13 protein-coding genes and 2 pseudogenes are annotated in these 17,758 nt (G+C 62.0%); 8 read left to right on the plus strand and 7 right to left on the minus strand.

Annotated elements, in window-relative coordinates:
- Positions 1 to 800: pseudogene (locus tag IHN22_RS09025) on the minus strand (FAD-dependent oxidoreductase); the annotation flags it as partial.
- Positions 801 to 1,029: 229 nt separating this feature from the next.
- On the opposite strand from IHN22_RS09025, the gene IHN22_RS09030 reads away from it, so the two are divergent.
- Together IHN22_RS09030 and IHN22_RS09035 are read left to right on the plus strand one after the other, a co-directional pair.
- On the plus strand, positions 1,030 to 1,404 hold the full coding sequence (locus IHN22_RS09030) for a BlaI/MecI/CopY family transcriptional regulator (protein ID WP_087268967.1): 375 nt from the start codon (positions 1,030 to 1,032) through the stop codon (positions 1,402 to 1,404).
- Positions 1,401 to 3,494 carry a M56 family metallopeptidase gene (locus tag IHN22_RS09035; protein ID WP_191434872.1) on the plus strand — a complete coding sequence of 698 codons (2,094 nt, stop codon included), beginning with the start codon at positions 1,401 to 1,403 and terminating at the stop codon, positions 3,492 to 3,494. Before IHN22_RS09030 ends, IHN22_RS09035 begins: the two co-directional genes overlap by 4 nt.
- A gap of 18 nt (positions 3,495 to 3,512) precedes the next feature.
- Here the strand turns inward: IHN22_RS09035 and spoIID are convergent, their stop codons facing one another.
- Positions 3,513 to 4,517 (minus strand): stage II sporulation protein D, encoded by a 1,005-nt coding sequence (gene spoIID, locus IHN22_RS09040; protein ID WP_191434874.1) that lies wholly within the window; start codon positions 4,515 to 4,517, stop codon positions 3,513 to 3,515.
- A 139-nt stretch (positions 4,518 to 4,656) separates the two neighbouring features.
- On the opposite strand from spoIID, the gene IHN22_RS09045 reads away from it, so the two are divergent.
- On the plus strand, positions 4,657 to 6,024 hold the full coding sequence (locus tag IHN22_RS09045; protein WP_191434876.1) for a citrate/2-methylcitrate synthase: 1,368 nt from the start codon (positions 4,657 to 4,659) through the stop codon (positions 6,022 to 6,024).
- A 63-nt stretch (positions 6,025 to 6,087) separates the two neighbouring features.
- Here the strand turns inward: IHN22_RS09045 and IHN22_RS09050 are convergent, their stop codons facing one another.
- From IHN22_RS09050 to IHN22_RS09060, 3 genes are all read right to left on the minus strand, one after another.
- Positions 6,088 to 6,444, minus strand: coding sequence for a hypothetical protein (locus tag IHN22_RS09050; protein ID WP_191434878.1), 357 nt, complete (start codon positions 6,442 to 6,444; stop codon positions 6,088 to 6,090).
- A gap of 169 nt (positions 6,445 to 6,613) precedes the next feature.
- Entirely contained in the window at positions 6,614 to 8,656 is a 2,043-nt protein-coding gene (metG, locus tag IHN22_RS09055; protein ID WP_191434880.1) for a methionine--tRNA ligase, read from the minus strand.
- Positions 8,649 to 9,467 carry a hypothetical protein gene (locus IHN22_RS09060; RefSeq protein ID WP_191434882.1) on the minus strand — a complete coding sequence of 273 codons (819 nt, stop codon included), beginning with the start codon at positions 9,465 to 9,467 and terminating at the stop codon, positions 8,649 to 8,651. The genes metG and IHN22_RS09060 overlap by 8 nt, the downstream gene beginning before the upstream one ends.
- A gap of 178 nt (positions 9,468 to 9,645) precedes the next feature.
- Between IHN22_RS09060 and IHN22_RS09065 the strand changes: the two genes are divergently transcribed.
- Positions 9,646 to 10,983 carry an MATE family efflux transporter gene (locus tag IHN22_RS09065; RefSeq protein ID WP_191434890.1) on the plus strand — a complete coding sequence of 446 codons (1,338 nt, stop codon included), beginning with the start codon at positions 9,646 to 9,648 and terminating at the stop codon, positions 10,981 to 10,983.
- 38 nt (positions 10,984 to 11,021) lie between these two features.
- Here IHN22_RS09065 and IHN22_RS09070 read toward each other — a convergent pair whose 3' ends face one another.
- Complete coding sequence (locus tag IHN22_RS09070) at positions 11,022 to 12,620, minus strand: ABC-F family ATP-binding cassette domain-containing protein (RefSeq protein ID WP_087188995.1); 1,599 nt, start codon at positions 12,618 to 12,620, stop codon at positions 11,022 to 11,024.
- Positions 12,621 to 12,853: 233 nt separating this feature from the next.
- Here IHN22_RS09070 and IHN22_RS09075 point away from each other — a divergent pair, with 233 nt between their 5' ends.
- Positions 12,854 to 15,025 carry a bifunctional metallophosphatase/5'-nucleotidase gene (locus tag IHN22_RS09075; protein WP_191434884.1) on the plus strand — a complete coding sequence of 724 codons (2,172 nt, stop codon included), beginning with the start codon at positions 12,854 to 12,856 and terminating at the stop codon, positions 15,023 to 15,025.
- 91 nt (positions 15,026 to 15,116) lie between these two features.
- A complete protein-coding gene (locus tag IHN22_RS09080; RefSeq protein ID WP_191434886.1) occupies positions 15,117 to 15,944 on the plus strand; it encodes a putative RNA methyltransferase in 828 nt (275 codons plus the stop codon).
- Positions 15,945 to 15,947: 3 nt separating this feature from the next.
- Here the strand turns inward: IHN22_RS09080 and IHN22_RS09085 are convergent, their stop codons facing one another.
- Complete coding sequence (locus IHN22_RS09085) at positions 15,948 to 16,538, minus strand: rubrerythrin (RefSeq protein ID WP_191434888.1); 591 nt, start codon at positions 16,536 to 16,538, stop codon at positions 15,948 to 15,950.
- 144 nt (positions 16,539 to 16,682) lie between these two features.
- Between IHN22_RS09085 and IHN22_RS09090 the strand changes: the two genes are divergently transcribed.
- Both IHN22_RS09090 and IHN22_RS09095 read left to right on the plus strand, forming a co-directional pair.
- Positions 16,683 to 17,420: an ABC transporter ATP-binding protein gene (locus IHN22_RS09090; protein WP_087188991.1), complete on the plus strand. Its 738-nt coding sequence runs from the start codon at positions 16,683 to 16,685 to the stop codon at positions 17,418 to 17,420.
- 1 nt (position 17,421) lies between these two features.
- Positions 17,422 to 17,758 (plus strand): annotated as a pseudogene (locus IHN22_RS09095) (ABC transporter permease); the annotation flags it as partial.

The following is a 17,758-nucleotide window of genomic DNA, read 5'->3' on the forward strand; positions in this document are numbered from 1 at the left end:
CGCACCTGGTCGCCGTACTGCTTGGTGCGGTAGACCAGCTTGGACTCGTACACCACGTCGGTGATGTGCTCAAAGACCTTGGCAGGCAGCTCCACCCGCACGCCGATGTCCACCTGGTTATTGATGAGCTGGATGCCCAGCTCCTTGCACTGGTTGGAGAACCACTCGGCGCCGGAGCGGCCGGGACCGGCGATGAGCCAGGTGCAGTCGATCTCGTCGCCCTTCTCGGTGATGAGGCGGTAGCCCTCCCCCTTCAGATCCATGATCTTGGTGACAGCGGTGTTGAAATGGAACTCCACACCCTTGCGGCACTCCTCATAGATGCTCTGCAGGATCTTCAGGTTGTTCTCGGTACCCAGGTGCTTACATCGGGCCTGGAGCAGTTGAAGGTCGTGCTCCAGGGCCCGCTTCTCCAGGGCACGGGCCGCCGGGGTATCGGTGGAGAACACTTTGTCGGTGGCTCCGTGCTTCATGTTGATGGAGTCCACATAGTCGATGAGGCTCATGACCTCTTCCTTGGGCATGAAGTCGGTGAGCCAGCCGCCGAACGCGGTGGTGAAGTTATACTTGCCGTCGGAAAAGGCGCCGGCGCCGCCAAAACCGCACATGGTGCCGCACACCTTGCAGTGGACGCACTCCTTCACCTTGCCCGCCACAATGGGGCAGCTGCGGGTATAGATATCGGCCCCCTGATCCAGGGCCACCACCTTGAGGCCGGGGTTGCGGTGCATCAGCTCGTACCCGGCGAAAATACCGGCTTCGCCGCAGCCCAGAATGGCAACGTCATACCGTGTGTTCATGTGCGATCTCTCACTTTACGTCATATTTGGAAGGGGTGTAACCCACCTTTCCAATTTGATATTATACCAAAAGGTCTTATTTTTGACAACGCCGTTGACCCATCCAGGCTGAAAAATTTTTAGGCAGCCCATCAAATTTTTCCCCGCGCTGCGGAAACCCCTTGACAAACAAAGTTTACTATTGTAATCTTTATTTAGGCTACAACAGTAAACTTTCAAGGAGGCCGCTATGTGTATTGGTGCTGAGAAGATCCAGGATGCCGAGCTGGAGGTTATGAAGGCCCTGTGGAGCCTGCCCCAGCCGGCGCCGCTGTCAGAGCTGCGCCGCATTCTGTCCACCCGGTGCGGCTGGGAGGACTCCACCGTCAAGACCCTGCTGCGCCGTCTGTGCGAAAAGGGGGCCGTTCAGCTGGAACGCCGGGGAATGTACCGGGCGGTCATCACCCAGGCTCAATATGGCCGCTGGTCCGCCCGCCACCTGGTGGACCAGGTGTTCAACGGCAGCGCCAAAAAGTTGGTGGCCTCCCTACTGTCCGACGGTCAGCTGAGCCAAGCAGAGATCGCCGAGCTGTCCGCCCTGTTCCATCAGGAGGAATCCACATGAAAGAGGTACTGCTTACCCTGCTCTCCCTCACCCTGTCCGGCTCCCTGCTGTGTATGCTCCTGCTGCTCCTGCGCCCAGTGATGGGAAACCGAGTGCCCAGGGCCGTCTCCTATTATCTCTGGCTGGCGGTGCTGCTCCGCTTTCTGATCCCCTTGGGCTACGGCATCACCCTGCCCCAGCTCCCTCAGCCTACCCAGGAGATGGTCCGGCAGGAAACCGTCCTTCCCGAACGGCAGGACCAGACGGACACACAGACCGCTCCCATTACTCCGCCGTCGGAGCCGGTCACGGTGGATCAACCGGAGATAACCCAGCCCTCCGCCCCGGCCATTTCCCTCCCCGGTATGCTGGTTTTCCTGTGGCTGGCGGTTGGGGCAGGCTTCTTCCTCTGGCATATCGCCGCCTATGCCCGCTTTTCCCGCCGGGTCCGCGCCTCTCTCGCCCCGCCAACGGCGGAGGCCCTGGCTCTGTTTGAGGGGCTGGGCCACGGCAGCCGGGTGAGGCTGGCCCAGAGCGCCCAGGTGGACGCCCCCATGCTGCTGGGGGTCTTTCGGCCGGTGATTGTCCTGCCCCAGGGTGGGCCGTCCCTTCCTCCTCAGGCTCTGGCCGCCGCCCTCCGCCATGAGCTCACCCATGCCCGGCGGTGGGACATCTGCTACAAGTGGCTGGTAGTGCTGGTGGCCAGCCTCCACTGGTTCAATCCCCTGGTCCACTGGATGGGGCGGCGCATCGCACTGGACTGCGAGCTGTCCTGCGACGAGGCGGTGGTCCGTGCCCTGGCGCCGGAGCAGAGGATGGCCTACGGGGATATGCTGTTGCTGCTGGCCGCCCGGCCTGGAAGGCCCTCCCCCTGGATGGCCGCCCCCCTCTGTCAGGAGGGGAAGCGGCTGAAAACCCGGCTTCTGGGGATCAAGGGGTACCGCAGGCCCGGCAAGGCCGCAATCTGCCTCACTCTGGTTCTGGGGCTGGCGGTGGCCTGCTGCGCCTGTACAGTGGTGGATCTGGAACCTCAGCCCAGGGCTGCTGCCGGGGAATCCGACCCGTATCAGCCCCTTCTGATCGAGTATGAGCTGGCCTTTCTCCAACAGCAGCCTGACCTTTACCCGGATCTGGTATCCGCTGTCATCGCCCCCTACTGGGGGCAGGACCATCAGCTGGGCTATGCCCGCCGGGACTTGGACGGAGACGGCTCGGAGGAGCTGCTGCTGGGCTGGGTAGGCAACGAGTTCTGGAATCTGGATCAGGGCTATGTCTTTGCCATCTACACCCTGGTGGACGGCCAGCCCGTCCTGGCGGTGGAGGGCTGGGAACGGAGTCTCTATGTGGTAAGCGAGGACAACATTCTCTGCCACTGCGGCTCCAGCGGCGCGGGGCGGACAGAGTGGCACCAATACCGGTTCGACCCGTCGGCGGAGGGCTTTTTGGTGACCCTGGATCAGGTGTCCCAGCCGGAGGACGGCGAAGGGGCCATTGCCATTGGGGAAGGCTGGATGGCGTCCGGCGTCTCCCTCCCCTACACCCCCTTTGCAGGCAGCGGGGTGCGTGCCTATCAGGACGTCCTGCTGGGAGAGGCTCCTTTCCTCTGTGTGGACGGCTCCGGCCAGGAAGTTCCCACCCTTCTCCCTGACATCCCACTTGCCTTCAGTCCCTACAGCTCCTATGCCTCTGTAACGGAGTTTGCCATTCTGGACCTTGACGGTGACGGAAGCCGGGAGGTAGTCCTGCGGGTCACCGACGTGGCCAATGACATGGGCGGCTACGTGGTCTTACGCCAGGAGGGGGACGAGATCATGGGCTATCCCAGCCACTGGCGCACCTTCTGGTATCTGAAAACCGACGGTACGTTTACTTACTCTTATACCGCCGGCACGGAGGACGGCATTGCTTCCGCCCGCTTCGGGGAAGACGGCCTTACCCTGGAAAAGCACATCCGCTGTGAGATGGAGGCTTGGGAGCCCAAAGCCTTTGAAGTGGATGGCCGGCCCGTCTCCCAGACCGAGTATGAGGCCGCCTGTTCGGCCCAGGACCAAAAAGCGGACGCGGTATGGTATGAGCTGAACGAGACCAACATCAAGCAGCTGACCGCATAACATATACCCCTGGACAGTTCACTGCCCAGGGGTATATTGTTTCACTTCCACGCCGGTGTAGTACCACTTTAAAATCTCCTCATAGCTCTTGCCCTCCTGGGCCAGGGCGTTGGCCCCGTACTGGCTCATGCCCACTCCGTGGCCGTAGCCGGTGACGGAAAAGGTCACTCCCTCCGCCCCGGCGGACACGGTAAAGCTGGTGGAGCGCAGGGAGAAGAGGGTACGCAGCTCCTGTCCGCTGACGGTGACACCCCCCACGTCCACGCTGCTCACGCCCCCGGCGGAGTTGGACACGGTATGGGAAAACCAGCCGGACGGGTCTCCCGACAGGTCCGCCCCGGGATACTTGGCCAACAGCTTGGTTTTAAATTCCTCCGCCGTCAGGGTGACGGTGGAGTGGTAGTTGGGCACCTCCTCCCCCTCGGGGCTGTCCACTCCGGTGAGATAGGGCACCGAATTGCCCCACACCTCCACCGCGTCCACCGTCCGCCCGTCGGCGGAGGAGAAAAAGACGGCCTGGATGGGCTTCCCCCCATAGAGCACCGCCACTCCGTCGGTATCCGCCACAGCGGCGGCGATCTTGTCGGTGTACATCTGAGCGTTGGTTCCCCAGCTGGAGGCGGCCTCCTCTCGGGTGCGGTAGGCCTGGCAGCAGTTCACGTCGGTACACAGATCGGCCTCCGGGTGACCGGCGGTGTCCCGCTCCATTTTGGAATAGGTATAAGTGCGGGCGGCCACCGCCTGGGCCTTCAGGGCTTCGCTCTCAAAGGCGGCGGGCATCTCGGCGGCCACCACCCCCCACAGGTAGTCGTCCAGCGCCATAGTCTCCACCGTGCCGTCGGACCGCTTTACCCTTACCTGCTGGGCGCTGTCCAGAGCCGGCTCCGGCGTGACCACCGTGCGGTCGATGGGCAGGCTGCCGCTCTCCACCGGCAGGGCTCCCTCCCCCTGGGGCACCAGCAGCAGCGGCAGCAGAAATAGGGCCAGCAGCAGGGCCAGGGCAACCGCCGCCACCTGTCTCATCGGAAACACCATCCCCTCTTTTTGCAAGTTATGATTCATTCCATTTCAATTTTTACTTCGTCTACTTTCCATATTGACTGTGCCGCAAAATGGTTGTACAATACCGTGTAAAAGAATTTGGGCAAAGGAGAGGCTGGAAATGCAAAACGCCGAGAAGGGCACATCCATGGACTTCATAGAGAGTCTATGTCAGGAATATCGCAAACATAACCAGATCGACCCGGCATATTACGAGCGCTATCGGGTCAAGCGGGGCCTGCGCAACGCCGACGGCACCGGCGTCATGGCAGGCGTCACCCAGATCGGCAACGTGCTGGGCTACTACCTCCAGGACGGTGAGCGCTTCCCCGCCCCCGGCAAGCTGATCTACCGGGGCATCGACGTGGAGGAGCTGGTGGACGGCTTTGTGCGGGAAAAACGCTTCGGCTTTGAGGAGACCGCCTATCTGCTGCTCTTCGGCGCTCTGCCTACCAGGGAGCAGCTGACCGCTTTCCAGCAGATGCTCAGCGACAACCACACCCTGCCCCATATGTTTACCGAGGACATGATCATCAAGGCCCCCAGTCCCGACGTGATGAACAAGCTGGCCCGCTCGGTGCTGGCCCTGTACTCCTATGACGACAACCCGGACGATATGTCCCTGTCCAATCAGCTGCGGCAGGCCATCCAGCTCATCGCCCGGGTGCCCGTCATCGTGGCCCACGCCTTTGCCGTGAAGCGCCACTACTATGACGACGAGTCCCTCTACCTCCACCGGCCTCAGGCCGGACTCAGCGTGGCGGAGAACTTCCTCTACTCCGTCCGCCACGACAACCAGTTCACCGAGCAGGAGGCCCGGCTGCTGGACCTGTGCCTGGTGCTCCACGCCGAGCACGGCGGCGGCAACAACTCTGCCTTCGCCTGCCGGGTGCTCTCCTCCTCCGGCACCGACTTCTACTCCTCCATCGCCGCTGCCGTAGGCTCCCTGAAGGGCCCCCGCCACGGCGGCGCCAACAAGAAGGTCATGGAGATGTTCGGCTACATCGAGGACGCGGTAAAGGACTGGAAGGACGAGGACGAGGTGCGCGCCTTCCTGGGCAAGCTGCTGCGGAAGGAAGCCGGCGACAAGTCGGGCCTGATCTACGGCATGGGCCACGCCATCTACACCATCTCCGACCCCCGTGCCGTCATTCTCAAGAAGTTCGCCAAGAAGCTGGCTGAGACCAAGGGGATGCTGGACGAGTTCGAGCTGTACGAGACGGTGGAGCGGCTCACCCCCGAGGTGCTCCTCTCGGTCAAGGGGGAGGACAAGGTGGTGTGCGCCAATGTGGACCTGTTCTCCGGCATGGTGTACAAGATGATGGGCATCCCCCAGGAGCTGTATACCCCCCTGTTCGCCGTGGCCCGTATCGTGGGCTGGTGCGCCCACCGCATCGAGGAGGTCTGCCAGCCGGGCAACCGCATCATCCGTCCCGCCTACAAGGCGGTGGCTCCCATGCGGCCCTTCGTGCCCCTGGACCAGCGATAACAGAACAAAAAACAAAGACGTGCTGCATAGCAGCACGTCTTTGTTTTGAAGGGATTGGAAGTATCACTCCCGGGTGGGGGTCTCCATGCTGAAGCTGTCGCAGTCGGCGTCGCCGTCCTCGTCCACAGAGACGGTGGCATCGAATTTTGCCTTGTAGCGGTCGCCGTAGTCGTCTATCACGGTAATATAGCCGTTGACGTCATAGGTGCCGTCGCCGTTGTCATCGGTATTGGTCACCGAAGCCAGGACGTTCTTCACGTTGGCATAGCTGAACATACACTCCACGGCCGCCTCGGACTGTACCGCCAGACGGATGGCGTCGGAGTGGTCCTCCTCTTCCGGCGCGGCGGAACCGCCGCCGCAGGCACACAGGCCCAGCATCATGACCAGGGCCAGCGCAAGGGAAACAACCTTTTTCATAGCGATCCTTCTTTCCTCTCGAAATGGCACAGGCTTGAACAGACCTGTAAAACCTGAACCGTTTCTTAAAGTATAAAGAATTCTTCCCACCGGCACAATGAGCTGGCTGCATAGTGTTTATAAAAAAGGAGACGCTGCTTGTGCAGCGTCTCCTTTGTTTTTCTTTCAATTAACCCAGGGTGCAGCCGGCGGGCACCTTGTCGTCCAGCATGAGCAGGTGGAGCTCCTCGTGGCCCTCAGCTCCCTCCTTCACGGCGGAGATGAGCATACCGTTGGACTCCAGGCCCATCATCTTCCGGGGGGCCAGGTTGACGCAGGCCACCACGGTCTTGCCGATCAGATCCTCGGGCTCGTAGTACTCATGGATGCCGGAGAGAATCTGACGGGGCTGGCCCTCGCCGCAGTCCAGGGTAAAGCGGAGCAGCTTCTTGCTCTTCTTCACCGCCTCGCAGGAGAGCACCTTGGCGGTGACGAACTTCACCTTGGCAAAGTCGTCGATGGTAATATACTCGGACTCTGCCTTGGCAGCGGCTTCCGCCTTGGCGGCCTCCTCCAGAGCGGCCAGCTCCTCCAGCTCCTTGGCAGCGTCAATGCGGGGGAAGAGGTTCTCACCCTTGCTCACGGGCGCCTGGTCGGACAGCGCGCCCCACACACCGGCGGACTCCCAGGTGCGCTGGCTGTCGCCGGCGCCGATCTGGGCAAAGATCTTCTCGCAGGTCTCGGGCATGAAGGGGGTGAGAAGCACGGCGGAAATGCGCACGCATTCCAGCAGGTTGTACAGCACATGGGCCAGACGGTCCTGCTGGGTCTCGTCCTTGGCCAGGGCCCAGGGCTTGTTCTCGTCGATATACTTGTTGGCCCGGCCGATGAGCTTGAATACCTCCATCAGGGCGTCCTGGAAGGCATACTGCTCCATCTTGTCCTCATAGGTGTTGCGCAGCTGGGCGGCCATGGCGATGAGCTCCACGTCGAACTTCTGGGGATCGTCCTCAGGGAACTGCATGGACAGGCCCACATTGCCCATGGACTGAGCCACCAGATTGGCCAGATCCGCCTCGTCTCCGGTGGCACCGCAGCCGGCAGGCAGGTGCGCGCCGAAGTACTTGCCCACCATGGCGGTGGTACGGCTCACCAGATTGCCCAGGTCGTTGGCCAGGTCGGTGTTGATGCGGCCGATGAGGGCCTCATTGGAGAAGTTGCCGTCGGTGCCGAAGGGGAACTCCCGCAGCAGGAAGTAGCGCAGGGAATCCACGCCGTAGCGCTGGGCCAGCAGATAGGGGTCCACCACGTTGCCCTTGGACTTGCTCATCTTGCCGCCGTCCAGCAGCAGCCAGCCGTGGCCGAACACCTTCTTGGGCAGGGGCATCTCCATGCTCATGAGCATGGCGGGCCAGATGATGGAGTGGAAGCGGACGATCTCCTTGCCGATGAAGTGGACGTCGGCAGGCCAGTACTTCTCAAAGTCGTCGTACTTGTCGTTCATGAAGCCCAGGGCGGTGGTGTAGTTGAAGAGGGCGTCGATCCACACATACACCACATGGCCGGGGTCGAAGTCCACGGGAATGCCCCACTGGAAGGAGGTACGGGAGACGCACAGGTCCTCCAGGCCGGGCTTGATGAAGTTGTTCACCATCTCGTTGACCCGGCTGCGGGGCTCCAGGAAGTCGGTGTTCTCCAGCAGGTCCTGGATGCGGTCGGCGTACTTGCTCAGCCGGAAGAAGTAGGCCTCCTCCTCGGCATCCTGGACCTCACGGCCGCAGTCGGGGCACTTGCCGTCCACCAGCTGGCTCTCGGTCCAGAAGGACTCGCAGGGCTTGCAGTACTTGCCCACATACTTGCCCTTGTAGATGTCGCCCTTCTCATACATCTTCTTAAAGATCTTCTGGATGGCGGCCACATGGTAGTCGTCGGTGGTGCGGATGAACCGGTCGTTGGAGATGTTCATCAGCTTCCACAGGTCCTTGACGCCCTGGGGGCCCTCCACGATGTTGTCCACATACTCCTTGGGGGAGACGCCGGCGGCCTTGGCCTTGTCCTCGATCTTCTGGCCGTGCTCGTCGGTGCCGGTGAGGAACATCACATCATAGCCGCACAGCCGCTTATACCGGGCCATAGCATCGGTGGCCACAGTGCAGTAGGCATGGCCGATGTGGAGCTTGTCCGAGGGGTAGTAAATGGGGGTGGTGATATAAAATTTCTTTTTCTCAGACATCAGAGGATCCCTCCGTATCGTTCTCGACCGGCTCCTCTGGCAGAGGCCGGGCGGCATTGTACAGCAGCAAAGCGCTGGAAGCAAGCAGATAGAGAATCACAAAGCCATACAGGATCACGGTTGCAAGGTCGTGCTCGTCGGCCAAAGTGACCAGGGAGAAGTAGACCCCCAACAGGGAGAAGAGCACCGTGGGGCCGGTTCTGCCCTTGTCAAAGGAGAAACCGGCGATGAAGTAGAGCCCCAGCAGGCCGGCGATGATGGCGAAGAGCTCGTACACATAGTCCAGCTGCACCGGGTCCCCCGCCCGCACCTGGTAGGCGGCGATGAGCCACACGCAGAAGGCAAAGGCCGGGATGAGCAGGGGCACGCTGTACTTGCCCTTGTTCTCCCCTTTAAAATTGTCCCGCACCGTGGACATGACGCACAGGCCGGAGGCCACCGCCAGCACCGCCACGATGAGGCGGGTGTAGATGGGATTGGCCCCGGTGGCAAAGTCATAGGCCATCAGACCGCCCGCCCCGATGAGCAGGAAGCCGGAGAGTATCCCCGCCATGGCATACAGGGTGTTGTCCTTGGCAGAAAAAGCCTGGTCATAGCCGCTGAATCGGGGATACTTCCCCATAAAGCTGAGGATCAGCAGCACGGCAGCCACCACCACCGACAGGGCGATGAGGGCCATGGTGGCGGGAGCGCCGGAGATGGGAAGGCCGGTGTCCGCCTCAAAAGCGGTAGCCAGTTCCCAGCGCCGCAGGGCGAAGCCGGCCCCGCCGCCCACCACCGCAATGGCGGGCAAAAGGATCTCTTTTCGCATGGTCAGCATCCTTTCCGGATGAAGTAAGTTCGAATATGTAGTATAGCACGAAATGGTTAAAAACGCACGGTTTTTTTGCACATCTTATCTTATCGTTTCCTGGCTCAAAAGGCAAGGCCACTCTTGTATTTTTTCCCCGGGCCTGCTATCATGCCCTGGAAAGGGATGTGGAATGACCATGCAGATTGATCTGACCCGGGGCGGCATCACCCGGCCCATGCTTTGCTTTGCCGCGCCCATGATCGCGGGCAACCTGCTGCAGCAGTGCTACAACATTGCCGATACCCTCATCGTGGGCCGGGCCCTTGGGCCCTCCGCCCTGGCCTCGGTGGGCTTCTCCTTTACTCTGATGACCTTCCTCACCTCGGTGCTGCTGGGGCTGTGTATGGGCAGCGGGGCTCTGTGGTCCATGCTCCACGGGGCCCGGCGGGAGGAGGAGCTGAAGCGCTGCCTCTTCCTCTCCTTCCTCTTCATCGGCGCCGTGGCGGTGATCCTCAATGTGGGGGTGCTTTTGCTGCTGGAGCCGGTGATGACTCTGCTGCGTATCCCGGCGGAGGCCTGGGACGACACCCACGCCTATCTGCGGGTGGTGCTGCTGGGGATCTGCTTCACCTTCTTATACAATTACTTCGCCTGCCTGCTGCGGTCGGTGGGCAACTCCACCGCTCCCCTGGTCTTTCTGGCCCTGTCCACCCTGCTCAACATTGCTCTGGACCTGTGGTTCGTACTGGGTCTGGGCTGGGGGGTGGCGGGAGCCGCCGGGGCCACCGTACTGGCTCAGGGGGTGTCCGCCGCCGGTATTGCGCTCTACTGCTGGAGGCGGGTAGCGCTCCTCCGCCTGGGGCGGGAGCACTGCACCTTCCGGCGGGGAGAGCTGGGCCGCATCATCCACTACTCCCTGCTCACCTGCGTGCAGCAGTCGGTGATGAACTTCGGCATCCTGATGGTGCAGGGGCTGGTCAACTCCTTCGGGGTCAACGTGATGGCCGCCTTTGCCGCCGCCGTCAAAATCGACGCCTTCGCCTATCTGCCCGTCCAGGACTTCGGCAACGCCTTCTCCACCTTCGTGGCCCAGAACACCGGAGCCTCCCAGCCGGAGCGCATCCGCCGGGGCATCCGCTCCGCCGTGGTAGTGTCCATCCTCTTCTGCGTGGTCAGCTCCCTGCTGGTGTGTCTCTTCGCCGCCCCCCTGATGGCCCTCTTCGTGGAGCCGGGAGAGACCGAGATCATCGCCATCGGGGTGGAGTATCTGCGTATCGAGGGACTGTGCTACTGCGGCATCGGTATCCTGTTCCTGCTCTACGGCCTCTTCCGGGGGCTGGGGCGGCCCGGGGTGTCGGTGGTGCTGACGGTGATCTCCCTGGGCACCCGGGTGGCTCTGGCCTACCTGCTGGCTCCCATCCCGGCCATCGGTTTGAAGGGCATCTGGTGGGCGGTGCCCATCGGGTGGGGCCTGGCCGATCTGGCGGGGCTGCTCTTCTATCTCCGCCGCCCTATAGGGGGCGGAAATCCATAAAAACAGCGGGACGGCAAGCCGTCCCGCTGTTTTGCTTGTTATGCGTCCGCCTTCTGGCTCTCCAGGTACTCGTCGTAGGTCATCTTGCGGTCGATGAGCTGACCGTCGGCGGTGAAATCGAACACCCGGTTACACACGGTCTGGATGAGCTGATGGTCGTGGGAGGCCACCAGCACGTTGCATTTGACGGCCTCCAGGCCGTTGTTCAGAGCGGCGATGGACTCCAGATCCAGGTGGTTGGTGGGCTGGTCCAGCAGCAGCACGTTAGCCCCGGACAGCATCATGCGGGAGAGCATACAGCGCACCTTTTCACCGCCGGAGAGGACCTTGACGGGCTTATACACCTCGTCGCCGGAGAAGAGCATCCGGCCCAAAAAGCCCCGCAGATAGGCCTCGTGGGGATCGGAGGACCACTGACGCAGCCACTCCACCAGGTTGTCGTCGCAGTCCTTGAAGAACTCGGTGTTGTCCTTGGGGAAGTAGGAGAAGGTAGCGGTCTGGCCCCACTTCACGGTGCCCTCGTCTGGCTCCATCTCGCCGGTGAGGATCTTGAAGAGGGCGGTCTGGGCGTTCTCGTTGTCGCCCACGAAGGCGATCTTGTCGCCGTGGCCCACGATGAAGGATACCTTGTCCAGCACCTTCACCCCATCGATGGTCTTGGACACGTCGGTGACGAAGAGGATATCCTTGCCCACCTCCCGGTCGGGGGAGAAGGCCACCCAGGGGTAGCGGCGGGAGGAGGCGGGGATCTCCTCCAGGGTGATCTTTTCCAGCAGCTTCCGGCGGGCGGTGGCCTGCTTGGACTTGGACTTGTTGGCGGAGAACCGGGAGATGAACTCCTTCAGCTCCTGGGCCTTCTCCTCGTTCTTCTTGTTCTGGTTCTTCATCAGGTTCTGCATCAGCTGAGAAGCGTCGTACCAGAAGTCGTAGTTACCCACATAGAGCTTGATCTTGTTGTAGTCGATGTCCACAATGTGGGTACAGATGGTGTTGAGGAAGTGGCGGTCGTGGGACACCACGATGACGGTGCCCTCAAAGTCCAGCAGGAAGTCCTCCAGCCAGTTGACAGCGTTGATGTCCAGGTTGTTGGTGGGCTCGTCCAGCAGCAGGATGTCGGGGTTGCCGAACAGGGCCTGCGCCAGCAGCACCTTCACCTTCAGGCGGGCGTCCAGGGTCTCCATGGAGGTCTGGTGAAACTCGGTGCCCACACCCAGACCCTGGAGGATGCGGGAGGCGTCGCTCTCGGCCTCCCAGCCGCCCAGCTCGGCAAACTCCTCCTCCAGCTCGCAGGCCCGGATGCCATCCTCCTCGGTCATCTCTTCCTTCTCGTAGAGGGCGTCCTTCTCCTTGCCGATGTCGTACAGGCGCTTGTTGCCCATGATGACGGTATCCATGACGGTGTAAGCATTGTAGGCGTTCTGGTCCTGCTTCAGAACGGACATACGGGTCTTGGGCAGGATGGACACTTCGCCGGAGGTGGGCTCCAGATCGCCGGAGAGGATCTTCAGGAAGGTGGACTTGCCGGCGCCGTTGGCGCCGATGATGCCGTAGCAGTTGCCCTTGGTGAACTGCAGGTCCACATGGGAAAACAGGGGCTGGCCGCTGTATGCCAGGGTCAGGTCGGAAACAGTGATCATGTCGTACTCCTTTTTGTTCAGCCCGGCGTCAGGCCGGGAAAATCTTCGCAAGTGTACAGTATACCATAGAAAAAGAAAAAAACAAACCATAAACAGGCAGAAAACCTGCTTACTGAAAATGTTCTGTAAAAAAGCTGAAAAAAGAGGTGACTTCCCTGTCCCACCGTGCTACTATGGTGGCGAAAACCGAGCAAACCGCTCGGTAAAATTTGGGTTGGAAGGAAGGATCACACATGAAGAAACACCGTTCCCGCCGGTTGCTCTCTCTGCTGGCCACCGGGGCGCTGCTGGTATCCCTGATGCCCGCGGCCTTTGCCTCCGGTAGCGAGAAGCACATTACCATTCTGGGCACCTCGGATATGCACGGCAATATCTGGGGCTATTCCTATGAGGACAACACCGAGAGCACCAACAACGGCATGGCCCGGCTGTACACCTACATCCAGCAGGTCCGGGCCGAGAATCCCAACACCATCCTCATCGACGCGGGCGACGATATCCAGGGCACCATCATGACCGATGATATCTACAACAAGACCCCCGAAGAGCCCCACCCGGTCATCACCGCCATGAACTATATGGGCTATGACGCCATGACCCTGGGCAACCACGAGTTCAACTGGGGCATCCCCACTATGCAGACCATCCTGGGTCAGGCCGACTTCCCCGTGCTGGCTGCCAACGTCACCGGCACCGACGGCAAGAGCGTCACCGGCGCCGGCTGGACCATCGTGGAGAAGGACGGCGTGAAGGTGGCCATCATCGGCGTGGTTACCCCCGACGTGCCCATCTGGGACGGCGGCAAGGAGGGCATCGAGGATGCCACCTATGAGGCCGCCAACGTGGCCGTGGGCAAGGCCATCGACGAGATCGGCGACCAGGCCGACGTGATCGTGGTGTCCGCCCACATGGGTATGTATGCTGAGTTTGACGAAGAAGGCGGCTCCGACTCCGCCCAGAAGATCCTGGACGACAATCCGGAGATCGACGTGCTCCAGGTGGCCCACAACCATGTGGTGGTCAATGAGAAGCAGGGCGACGTGGTCATCGGCGGCGTGCGCAACGGCGGCCGGGACATCGCCCGCTTTGACCTGACTCTGGATGCCGACAACAACGTCACCGCCTCCTCCGTGGAGATCGTGGACATGACCGACGTGACTCCCAGCCAGGAGATCCGCTCCATTCCTCTGGTAGCCGAGGCTCACCAGAAGACCATCGACTTCATTGCCGGCGGCACCGACGAGAGCGGCGAACCTCTCCCCCCGCTGGGCTCCACCACCGCCAAGTTCCAGCCGGAGAATGAGATCGCCGGCCTGCCCCAGGGCAAGCTGGAGGATACCGCGGTTATGGATCTCATCAACAAGATCCAACTGGAGAACTCCGGCGCCGACGTGTCCGCCGCCGCCCTGTTCAAGAACACCAGCGACCTGCCCGCCGGTGACATCAACTACGGCAATATCTTCGACATCTACAAGTTCGACAACACCCTCTACCGGGTGAAGGTCACCGGCGCGGAGCTCAAGGCCTACATGGAGTGGTCCGCCGAGTGCTACAACCAGTGGAAGGAAGGGGACATCAACATCTCCTTCGATCCCGAGTACCCCGACTACCTCTACGATATGTTCGCCGGTGTGGAGTATGAGATCGACCTGTCTCAGCCCAAGGGCGAGCGCATCAAGAACGTGATGTTCAAGGGCGAGCCTCTCCAGGACGACCAGACCCTCACCCTGGCGGTGAACAACTACCGCTACTCCTCCGCCCTGAAGGGCCAGAACCTGATCTCCGGCACCAAGGAGTGGGAGTCCTCCAACTCCATCCGGGACATGATCGTGGCCTACTTCGCCGAGCACTCCCCCGTGGCTCCCGAGGTGGACAACAACTGGAAGATCGTGGGGGTGGACCTGAATGAGGACGATGCCCGCCGTGCCGAGCTCATCGGCTACATCAACGACGGCCTGCTGCCCACCCCCTACGCCGAGAGCTACAACCTGGCCGACTATGACGCTCTGGTGGCCCAGGCCAAGGCCAACGCCGCCGTGCTGGTGGACGGTACTCCCAAGGTGGTGTCCACCGCCACCGACGCCGCCGGCAACACCTACTACCGCCTGCGTGACCTGGCCGCCGCTCTCAATGGCACCGGCAAGCAGTTCAATGTGCTGTGGAACGCCGGCGTGGAGATCACCACCGGCGCCACCTATGCCGATCCCGCTCTGACTATGCCCACCCAGGCTCCCGCCGGTCTTACCGCCGAGACCCTGACCGTAAAGGTGGACGGCGCCGCTCAGAGCATGAGCGCGGTCCTCTCCAACGGCAACTACTATGTGGCCTCCTCCGCTCTGGAGGCCCTGGGCATCACCTGCACCGTCACCGACGGCACCCTCAACATCACCATCACCACCAAGTAAATCTCGCCGCAGCAAAGGGCCGCGCCATAGGCGCGGCCCTTGTGTTATGTCCTCCAAACTGGTATGATACCCTCAGACACTTTGGAAGGAGATGGCCCCTTTGAGCCTGTTTCGCTGTCCCCACTGCGCCGCTCCCCTGAACCGGGAGGCGCGCTCCTATACCTGCCTCAACGGCCACTGCTTTGACATCGCCAAAGAGGGCTATGTCCACCTGCTCCCCGCCAACCAGAAGCATTCCAAGTCCCCCGGGGACGACAAGGGCATGGTGACCGCCCGCAACCAGTTCCTGTCCAGGGACTACTACGCCCCCCTCCGGGAGGCCCTGTGCGCCCTGGCGCTGGAGCATACCGGCCAGCAGGTGTCGGCGCTGGACTCGGGCTGCGGGGAGGGCTACTACACCGCCGGCATTTACGCCGCTCTCACCGGGGCGGGCAAGCAGGTGGCCCTGGCGGGCATCGACCTGTCCAAGCCCTCGGTGCGTCTGGCGGCCAAGCGGGTGCCTCAGGGGGAATTTGCCGTGGCCTCGGCCTACCACCTGCCGGTGGCAGATGGAAGTATAGACCTGCTGCTCAACTGCTTCTCTCCCCTGGCCCTGGAGGAATTTCGCCGGGTGCTCCGCCCCGGCGGCCTGTTCCTCTATGTGGTTCCCGCCGCCAACCACCTGTGGGAGCTCAAACAGGTGCTCTACGACAAGCCCTACCCCAATCAGGAGCAGGATATCCCCTATGAGGGCTTCTCCTATGTCAGCGTGGTGCCGGTGGACACCACCATGGAGGTGGCAGGCGAGGACCTGCCCAACCTGTTCCAGATGACCCCCTACTACTGGAAGACCCCCAAGGAGGGAGCCGCCCGGCTGGCGGCGTTGGACGGACTGAAGGTCCAGGCCGCCTTCCGCATCCATGTATTCCGCCGGGACTGAGAGTTACATCTGCTCCAGCACGCTGCGGATGATCCAGGCGTGGGCCTCCGCCTCGTCAGCCGACTCATGGAAGAGGGCCTCCAGGCAGGGATCGGCGGTACCGGCGGCGGCCGCCCGGTAGCAGGCAGCCCCCCGCTGCTGGGCCTGAAACTGCTCCCGCAGGGCGGCCTGCACCGGCTGGAGAGCGGGAGCGCTCCCCCGGTCAGCAGGCCAGTAGCGCACCCCGGAGATGAGGAAATAGGCAGTGCTCAGCCGCTTGGCCCGCCGCCGCTTTTCGGCGGCCAGGTTGGAGAGCATCCTACCCCCGGCCCCCGGCACCCGCCGGGCCAGCGCCTGGCAGCACCGGTGGGCGGCCAGCTCCTGGTCTATGTACTGCTGAAGCTGGGGACCGTGGACTGCCGAGGCGGGTCCAAGGCAGGTGACCGTCTCCTCTTCCGCCGCCGGAGCGTCGTGTACCACCACCGCCGGCAGAGGCCGTTGGGCCGCCGCCTCCACCACCTCAAAGGGGCAGTCCCCCCGCTCGTTGGGCATGACCCGCTTCCACACCCGCTCGAAAACCTCCCGGTCGCAGCCGGGCAGCAACTCCTGTTCCATACGCATTGCCTCCCCATTCTGTGTAGATTCCCACCATCCTATGCCGTCCTGGCAAGATTTGCCCCGCTCAGGGTTGTATTTTCCTGCCTTTCGTGATAAAATAATTGCTCATGGAATGAACCATTTACAAAGGAGAGACCGATTATGCTGGAGATCAGCCATCTCAGCTATCAGGTGGAGGGAGAGGAAGGCCAGGAGCTGGGCATCCTCAACGACGTCTCCCTCTCTGTCAAGGACCACCAATTTGTGGTCATCACCGGCCCCAACGGCGGCGGCAAGACCACCCTTGCCAAGGCCATCATGGGCCTGGTCAAGCCCACCGGCGGCTCCATCCGCTGGAACGACACCGATATCACCGATCTGGACATCACCGGCCGGGCCCGTCTGGGCATCAGCTACGGCTTTCAGCAGCCCCCTCGCTTCAAGGGTCTGAAGGTGAAGGACCTGCTGGCCCTGGCCGCCGGCAGCGAGAAGCTGACCCGGGAAGAGGGCTGCCAGTACCTGACCAAGGTGGGCCTGTGCGCCGGAGACTATATCGACCGTGAGGTGGACGCCTCCCTGTCCGGCGGCGAGGTCAAGCGCATTGAGATCGCCACCATCCTGGCCCGCAAGACCGGGCTGATGATCTTTGACGAGCCGGAGGCCGGCATCGACCTGTGGTCCTTCGCCAAGCTCACCGAGACCTTCAAGCTCATCCACCAGAAGCGGGAGGCCACCCTCATCGTCATCTCCCACCAGGAGCGCATCATCGACCTGGCCGACGAGATCGTCATGATCGCCGACGGCAAGGTGCAGAAGCAGGGCCCCAAGGATGAGATCTTCCCCCAGATCCTGGCCAACACCAGGACCTCTTGCAGTTATCTGTCGGAAGGAGCGAAGTAAGATGGATCAAGCGGAATGGAAGCTCCTCAAGGAGATCGCGGATCTGGAAAAGACCCCCCAGGGGGCCTACAACATCCGCCGCAACGGACAGCTGGATTCCCGGAACAACACCGCCAATATTGAGATCACCACCAAGGAGGAGCCGGGCAAGTCGGGCATCAACATCACCGTCAAGAGCGGCACCCAGCACGAGTCGGTCCACATCCCCGTTATCATCAGCCAGACCGGCCTGAGTGAAATGGTGTACAACGACTTCTTCATCGGCGACGACTGCGACGTGGACATCGTGGCCGGCTGCGGCATCCACAACACCGGCTGCGAGACCAGCCAGCACGACG

This window comes from Flavonifractor sp. An112 (assembly GCF_904377885.1).
GTDB lineage: Bacteria > Bacillota > Clostridia > Oscillospirales > Oscillospiraceae > Flavonifractor > Flavonifractor avicola.